Here is an 8514-nt window from a genome sequence, read left to right on the forward strand (position 1 = left end):
GGCATTACCCGCACCCAAAAGGAGCCCGGATCAGACATCGCCAATGCCACCCATCTGCTCAGCCCCGAACTCACCCAGACGCTTAAAACCTTTGCCCGCCAACATCAGCTCACCTTAAATACCCTGGTGCAGGGGGCCTGGGGCATTTTGCTTAGCCGCTACAGCGGCGAAACCGATGTGGTCTTTGGCGTGACATCCGCCGGACGTCCACCGGATTTAGCCGGGGCGGAGGCCATGGTTGGGGTGTTTATCAACACGCTGCCCGCCCGTGTATCGGTGGATATCGAGCAGCCCCTGGTGCCCTGGCTGCAGTCCATTCAGACACAGCAGGCCAGCCTGCGACAGTATGAATACAGCCCGCTGATACAGGTGCAGCGCTGGAGTGAGGTGCCCCCTGGCTCCGCCCTGTTTGACAGTATTGTGGTGTTTGAAAATTATCCGGTGGATCCAGAGCTAGAGGCCGTCTCCCAGGAGTCAACCGCTACACAGCAGGCCCGCATCAGCGATATCTACACCACCGAGCGCACCCACTATCCTTTAACGATTGTGGCCCTGACCGATCCGGCGGCAGCCCCAGGCGGTCTGTTGCTGCAAGGGCTATACGACCCCCAGCGGTTTGCAGCCGACAGTATCGAGCGGCTGTTGGGACATCTGGCCTGCATGCTGGAGGCGATGCCTCAGCACGGGGCAACGTCCCTGGGAACGGTTCCCTGGATGACGGCGGCGGAGCGATCGCAGCTGCTCAGCTGGGGGCAGGCCCAGGGCAGTTTCCCAGTACAGCCAGGGCTGATCGAGCACTTTAGGCTCCACCTGGAGCAGCGTCCTGCAGCCGTAGCCCTCCAGGAGGGCGATCGTCAAATGACGTATCGAGACCTTGATCAGCGCTCCACCCAGCTGGCCCAATATCTTTCCCAGCAGGGGGTGACCGCCGAAACCCGAGTAGGGCTTTGTCTGCCTCGGAGTTTAGATTTAATTGTGGCCGCCCTCGGTATTCTCAAAGCCGGGGGTGCCTATGTACCCCTCGACCCCAGCTACCCCACCGGGCGTCTGCGCTGGATTTTGACCAATGCGGAGCCTGCCCTCGTCGTCACCCAGGAGGCGGAGGCCGAGCGGCTAGGGTTAGCGCCTGAGGCCAGTGTCTGCATAGACCGCGATGCTGAGGTGATTAATCAGCAGTCCAGCCAGCGGCAGCTGCCGACTCCCCAGCCAGAACACCTGGCCTACGTGATCTACACCTCCGGCTCCACCGGCAAACCCAAAGGTGTGATGGTGCGCCACGGCGAGGTGGTGCGCCTGTTTACGGCCACGCAGCACTGGTTTCAGTTTTCCCATGGGGATATTTGGCCGTTGTTCCACTCCTTTGCCTTTGACCTGGCGGTTTGGGAAATGTGGGGAGCCCTGCTCCATGGCGGCCAGCTGGTGATTGTGCCCTATGAGGTGAGCCGTTCTCCCCAGGCGTTTTATCAGTGTTTGCAGCAGACCGGGGCGACGGTGCTCACCCAGACGCCCACGGCATTCCGTCAACTCATGGCCGTAGATGAAGCGGCCCAGGCTCCGCTAGCGCTTAAATGGGTGGTTTTCGGTGGGGAAGCCCTGGAACTGCCTAGCCTAAAACCCTGGTTTGAGCGCCATGGCGATCGCAAACCTCAGCTAGTCAACATGTACGGTATCACCGAAACGACGGTGCATGTCACCTATCGACCCCTGCGTGAGCGCGATGCCCTTGCCTCCACTAGTATGATTGGTGGCCCCATTCCTGACTTGGCCCTCTACGTGCTAGATCAGCACCGTCAAATGGTACCGGTAGGGGTGCCCGGAGAGCTGTACGTCTCCGGAGCCGGGGTGGCCCTGGGCTATCTAAACCGCCCGGAGCTAACGGCAGAGCGCTTTCTGGAAAATCCGTTTGATCCGCACTTAGGGACGATGTACAAAACCGGCGATCAGGTGCGGTGGCGGTCCGACGGCGACCTCGACTACATCGGTCGCTTGGACAACCAGGTCAAGCTGCGCGGGTTTCGCATTGAGCTAGGGGAAATTGAGGCGGTACTCAACCAGCATCCGGCCATGCGAGAAGCGGCAGTGCTGCTGCGTAATGGTCCGCCGAGGTTAGTGGCCTACACGGTCTATCGCGACCAGCCCCTCAGCGATGGCGAGCTGCGTCAGTGGCTAAAGAGCAGACTGCCAGACTACATGGTGCCAGCCGCCATTGTGACGCTAACCGCTTTTCCCCTAACGCCCAACGGCAAACTTGACCGACGGCAGCTGCCTGCCCCCAGTAGCGAGCGCCCAGCTTTACCCATTGCCTATGCCGGTCCCCAATCGGATCAAGAGCAAACAATTGTGCGCATTTGGCAGGAGCTGCTGCAGCTGGACACCGTGGGCATCCACGACAGCTTCTTTGACCTGGGGGGGGATTCCCTGGGACTGATGCAGCTGCATCACCGGCTGCAGACAGAGCTAAAGACGTCGTTTGAGCTGATGGATCTGTTCCGGTATCCCACGGTGCATGACTTTGCTGAATTCCTTGGCGTCCAGGCCGAAGCCGCCCCGAAGCCAGCAAACGCCCCCCAGCAAAGGCAGCAAGGAAAATCACGGCTGCAGCAACAGCGGCAGCGCCGCCAGCCGTCTGGTACTCGCTAGGGCTGAATTCGGAGTTCGGAATAAGTCCTCTGGACGACCTAACGGTACGGAGTTCGGAATTTCCCCTTTCCGACTTCCGACTTCCGACTTCCGAACTCACCCCTAGCCAAAACTTACTAGCTCAAGTTGATACCACCATTTCCCCCTCACCATGACGACTCACTACACGGGCTTAGAAACCGCCGTTATTGGGATGGCCGGTCGCTTTCCCGGTGCCCCCACCCTGGCCGATTTTTGGCACAATCTACAAAACGGTGTGGAATCGGTCTCCTTCTTTTCGGAGGAGGAACTGCTGGATGCCGGCATCGAAGCGGCCACGGTGAGGCAGCCCAACTATGTCAAAGCCCGCGCCATTCTCGAAAATGCCGATGTATTTGATGCCGGGTTCTTTGGCCTCAGCCCCCGTGATGCCGAAATTCTTGACCCCCAACAGCGGGTGTTTTTAGAAACGGCCTGGGCTGCCTTAGAAACCGCTGGATATGACCCTCAACGGTTTGGGGGAGCGATTGGCGTATACGGCGGGGCCACCCTGAGCAGCTATTTATTTAATCTCTACAGCAACCCCCATCTGATGCAGACCGTGGGGCAGTTTCCCCTGGTGCTGGGCAATGGTCGGGAGTTTCTGACGACGCGGGCCTCCTATTTGATGAATTTGCAGGGGCCAAGTGTGAATGTGCAAACGGCCTGTTCTACGGCTCTGGTGGCGGTGCACCTGGCGAACCAGGCATTGCTCAGTGGGGAATGCGATTTGGCACTGGCCGGAGGCGTTTCGATTCGGATGCCGCTGAAGGGGGGATATGTCTATCAGGAGGGGGGCATTTCCTCGCCGGACGGGCACTGCCGCGCCTTTGATGCCAGTGCCAAGGGGACGGTGGGGGGCAGCGGGGCCGGGATGCTGGTGCTTAAGCGTCTGGAGGATGCCCTGGCGGATCGCGATACGATCCATGGCGTGATTAAGGGGTCCGCCATCAACAACGATGGCTCCGCCAAAATGAGCTACACGGCTCCCCGCATTGAGGGGCAGGCGACGGTGATTCGGATGGCCCAGCAGGTGGCGGAGGTGGAGCCTGAGAGCATTCAATATATTGAGGCCCACGGCACGGGGACAATTTTGGGTGACCCCATAGAAGTGGCCGCCCTGACCCAGGCGTTTCAGACGGCGCAGCGGGGCTACTGTGCCCTGGGGTCGGTGAAGACAAATATTGGTCACCTGGATGCAGCGGCAGGGGTAGCAGGGCTGATCAAAACCTTACTGTCGCTACAGCAGCGGCAGATTCCCCCCAGTTTGCATTTTGAGTCGGCTAACCCACAAATTGACTTCAAACACAGCCCGTTTTACGTCAATGATCGGCTGCAGCCCTGGCCCGAGCAGACCGATAGCCCCAGGCGAGCGGGGGTTAGCTCCTTTGGCATGGGGGGCACCAACGCCCATGTGATTGTAGAAGAAGCGCCTCCGGTGGCGGCGACTAGTGCCTCGCGGCCCTGGCAGCTGTTGCTGTGGTCGGCTAAAACCGAGACGGCCCTGGACGCAGCTACGCAGAATTTGGGTACTGCCCTAGAAGAAGCGGATTTGGCCGATGCGGCCTATACCCTGCAGGTGGGGCGGCAGAATTTTGCCCAGCGGCGGATGCTGGTGTGTTGCGATCGCACCGATGCCCTCACCGCCCTCAATGGTGCAACATCCCAGCGATTAAAATCCAACACCGCCCCTGACACCGTCCCCCAGGTAGTGTTTCTGCTGCCGGGTCAAGGAGCCCAGCACGTGGGCATGGGGCAACAGCTGTACGAAACGGAGCCCAGCTTCCGCCAGGTGATTGATCGCGGTGCCGAGCTGCTGCAGTCTCACCTAAATCTAGATCTTCGACAGATCCTCTATCCAGACGATGGCCAGATGTCCCAAGCAACGGAGCTGATTCGCCGCACCGACATCGCCCAGCCTGCCCTCTTTTTGGTGGAATATGCCCTGGCCCAGCTGTGGCAAGCGTGGGGCGTTATCCCCAAGGCCTTCATCGGCCATAGTCTCGGGGAATATGTCGCTGCCTGTCTGGCAGGTGTGGCGGATTTAGACACCATGCTGCCCCTGGTGGCGCTGCGCGGACGGCTCATGGCCCAGCAGCCAGAGGGAGCCATGCTGAGCGTGGCCCAACCCGCCCGCCAGACCCAGCTGCCTGAGGATCTGGTTTTAGCAGCGGACAATGCCCCCGAACTGTGCGTCGTGGCCGGTCCCATCCCGGCCATCGCCCTCTACCAGCAGCAGCTAGAGGCCCAGGACATTCCTTGCCGGTTACTTAAAACCTCCCATGCCTTCCATTCACCGCTGATGGCCGGTGTTTTAGAACCGTTTCGTCAACAGCTCAGACAACTTGCGCTTCATCCCCCCAAAAAACTGTGGGTCTCCAACCTGACTGGCACCTGGATTACCCCCGAGCAAGCCCCCGATCCAGACTACTGGGTGCAGCATCTGCGGCAGCCGGTGCAGTTTCGCGCCGGTCTGGAAGCCCTCAATAATGACCGGTCGCTGCTGCTAGAAGTGGGGCCAGGCCAAACGTTAACCACCCTGGCTCGTCAGCATGGCCTAAAAACGCCAGCGATCATTCCATCCCTGCGGCACCCCAGAGATTCTCAGCCGGATCTCGCCTGTTTGCTATCGGCGGTGGGGCAGCTGTGGCTCGCCAATGTTTTCATTAACTGGCAGGGCTTTTATGCCCATGAGCAGCGACGGCGTGTACCTTTGCCCACCTATCCCTTTGAGCGGCAGCGCTACTGGGTTGAGGCTCGGCCCTTGACCCCCCAGCCCGTCCTACAGAAAAAGCCCGATCTGGCCGACTGGTTTTATCTACCGGAGTGGCAGCGTTCTCACCTAAGCCCGGCGGTAAAGGCCACCCCATCCGAAGCGGCCTGGCTGCTGTTTGTGGATGACACCGCCCGCAGCCAGGAAATTGCCCAGCGGTTATCCGTGGTCCATGCCGCCGTCACCGTACACCCTGGAGACAGCTTTAGTCGCTTAGATCAGCACACCTTTACGGTCAATCCCCACCGCCCGGAAGACTATCGAGCCCTGCTCAATGCGTTGGGGGACCACCGGCCCACCGAAATTCTGCACGGTTGGAGTCTGGCCGCAGCGACTGACTTTGATGAGATTCAGGCCCAGGGCTGCCAGAGTTTGCTGTATTTGACCCAGGCATTGGCCCAGTGTGGTTGGCACCATGCCCTGCGGCTAACGGTGCTGGCCGCCAATATTTTGAACGTCACCGGCACTGAACCCCTGTCCCCGGCCCATGCCACCATTCTTGGCCCCTGCACTGTGATTCCCCAGGAATATCGGCAAATCACCAGCCGTTTGGTGGACTGGCCGGTGGATGCCGATAGCCCCACGGACGCGCTGCTGGCAGAGCTGGCTGCTGAGTCTGAGCCAGTTGAACCCACAGTGGCCTATCGCCACGGGCTGCGGTGGGTACAGCGATTTGCCCCCATGCCCCTACCGGAGGCAGAGCCAGCACTGCTGCGCCAACGGGGTGTTTATTTCATTACCGGTGGTTTGGGAAATGTGGGTCTGACACTGGCCGCGTCCCTGGCTCCCTGGCAGGCCAAGGTTGCCCTGCTGAGTCGGCGCAGTCTGCCCGAGCGCGAGCAGTGGTCCGCTTATTTAGAGAATGCGCCCACCGATCCGATCTGCGAAAAAATTCGCCAGATTCAGGCCATGGAAGCGGCTGGGGTGGAGGTGCTGATACTCGCAGCCGATGTGGCTGATGCGGCACAGCTGGGGGGTGCGATCGCAAAAACCGAAGCCCAGTTTGGCCCCATCAACGGCGTCATTCACGCCGCTGGTGCCGTCGGTGAGCAAGCCTTTCGCATGATTGCAGAGACGGGCAGTGCTGAACTCGAGCAACAGTTTCAAGCCAAAGTGATCGGGCTGCAAAACCTGGCGGCGGCCCTAGAAGGCAAATCCCTAGACTTCGGACTGCTCTGCTCTTCGCTGGCCTCAGTCTTAGGCGGTCTGGGGTTTGCTGCCTACAGCGCCGCCAACTACTTTATGGATGCCTTTGCCCAGCAGCGGTCCCAGGCTTCCTTCCCCTGGATGAGCATCAACTGGGATGGCTGGCGTTTTCAACCGGACGAGCATCCAGAGCTGGGGCAGACCATGGCCGACTTTGCCCTCACACCAGCGGAGGGCAGCGCCGTTTGGCAGCGGCTGTTTGCCTATGCCACCGTGCCCCAAATGATTGTCTCCACGGGGGACCTAACGGCGCGTCAGCAGCAGTGGCAGCCAGCGCCGACAACTTCCACCGACCAGGCCAACCGTCCCCAATACGATCGCCCGGCCCTAGCCGATGACTATCAGGCGGCCACCACTCCCCTAGAACAGCAGGTGGTGGAGATTTGGGAGTCATTTTTAGGCATTCGGCCCATTGGCATTGATGACAGCTTTTTTGAACTGGGGGGGCATTCCCTGCTGGCCACCCAGATTATGGTTCATCTGCGTCAGCAGTTTCAGGTGGATATTCCCCTGCGCTGCTTGTTTGACCAACCGACGGTGGTCGGTCTTGCTCGGGCGATTGTCGAGTACCAGAGTGAGAATCAGCCGGTGGTGGATGCGATCGCACCCCTACCCAGATTTGAAACCTCAGAAATCCAGCAGCTACTAGATCAGCTCGATCAGCTACCCGAATCCAAGGTGGATGAACTGCTCCACCAATTTTCCCAATTGCCAAACCTAACTTAGTTTCTACCCATCTCCGCTATGATTACCACCCCTGACACCAGCCGCTGGCTTCGACGCGGCATCCCCAATCCCAATGCGTCCCTGCGCTGTTTTTGTCTGCCCTATGCCGGTGGCAGTGCCCGCATTTTTCAAACCTGGAGCCAGTCCCTACCGGACAATGTTGAAGTGTGTGCCCTCGAACTGCCGGGGCATGGGATGCGCCTCACGGAACCGCCCATACAGAATTGGGACACGATTTTAGAAACTATCTCCCAGGTGATTCAGCCCCTTTGCGATCGCCCTTTTGTATTCTTTGGCCACAGCATGGGAGCTTTGATCAGTTTTGAGCTGGCCCGCTATTGCCGCCGCCACAATCTGCCGATGCCCAGCCATCTTTATGTGTCTGGGCACCGTGCCCCCCAGCTCCCCGACCCTGAAGAGCCGGTACACAATCTGCCTGAACAGGCCTTCCGAGAGAAACTCACCCGTCTGCAGGGCACCCCACCAGCGGTGCTAAACAGTGAAGAGTTTATGGCGATGCTGTTGCCAGTGCTACGGGCTGATTTTACCCTGTGTGAGACCTACAGCTATACGCCAGAGCCGCCCCTACCCTGTCCCATTACCGCCTTTGGGGGCACCCAAGATCCGACTACACAGAGAGGTCGTTTGCGGGCTTGGAGAGCACAGACCCAGGCCAAGTTCACCCGACACGTACTACCAGGCAAACACTTTTTTATTCACTCAGAACAGGCCTCATTACTCAATCACTTGAGGATTAGCCTAATGGGACTAGATATGGCTAACTCCAAGTTGCTTAAGTAGGCAACTACTCAACAGGCCACATGCTTTGCACTGAATCGCTGCAGTAAAGCAACTACTCAAAAGTAGGAGCTTTCAAAGAAAGATCTTATGTACTAAACTGCTAGGTATAACTTTAAGTCAATTTTTTGCGCTATGAAGCTGTAATACCTATAAAGTCAAAGCTTTAGCCTGAGTTGGGGGTGCTTTTCTGAATCTGAATCGACTCTTAGATGAACTTGGATATGCCCAGTCACAAAATTATCGTGCTACCAGCGAGTCTTCGCAGGAACCACTGACTGAGCACCTTTTTCGTGCAGCCAAGAAAGCAGGCGTCCAGGGAGCATATCTTTTCCAAACTAGTCCGCTAGAGC

The 8514-nt window shown here is 58.8% G+C and carries 3 protein-coding genes; all 3 read left to right on the plus strand.

Annotated features, from left to right (window positions below; genetic code table 11):
• On the plus strand, nt 1–2640 hold a 2640-nt coding region (locus tag IQ260_RS22960), incomplete at its 5' end, for a non-ribosomal peptide synthetase (protein ID WP_193995414.1).
• A gap of 151 nt (nt 2641–2791) precedes the next feature.
• The gene (locus IQ260_RS22965) at nt 2792–7363 is read left to right on the plus strand and encodes a type I polyketide synthase (protein WP_193995415.1); all 4572 of its coding nucleotides are present in this window, start codon (nt 2792–2794) and stop codon (nt 7361–7363) included.
• 18 nt (nt 7364–7381) lie between these two features.
• Nucleotides 7382–8164: a thioesterase II family protein gene (locus IQ260_RS22970; protein ID WP_193995416.1), complete on the plus strand. Its 783-nt coding sequence runs from the start codon at nt 7382–7384 to the stop codon at nt 8162–8164.
• The last annotated feature ends 350 nt before the right edge of the window (nt 8165–8514 follow it).

Origin of the sequence: Leptolyngbya cf. ectocarpi LEGE 11479, from assembly GCF_015207065.1 — a bacterium.
In the GTDB taxonomy this organism is placed as follows: Bacteria; Cyanobacteriota; Cyanobacteriia; order Phormidesmidales; family Phormidesmidaceae; genus Leptothoe; species Leptothoe ectocarpi.

Coding starts and splice junctions, on each gene's coding strand:
- IQ260_RS22965 (WP_193995415.1), top strand. CDS start 2,792: ATGACGACTCACTACACGGGCTTAGAAACCGCCGTTATTGGGATGGCC.
- IQ260_RS22970 (WP_193995416.1), top strand. CDS start 7,382: ATGATTACCACCCCTGACACCAGCCGCTGGCTTCGACGCGGCATCCCC.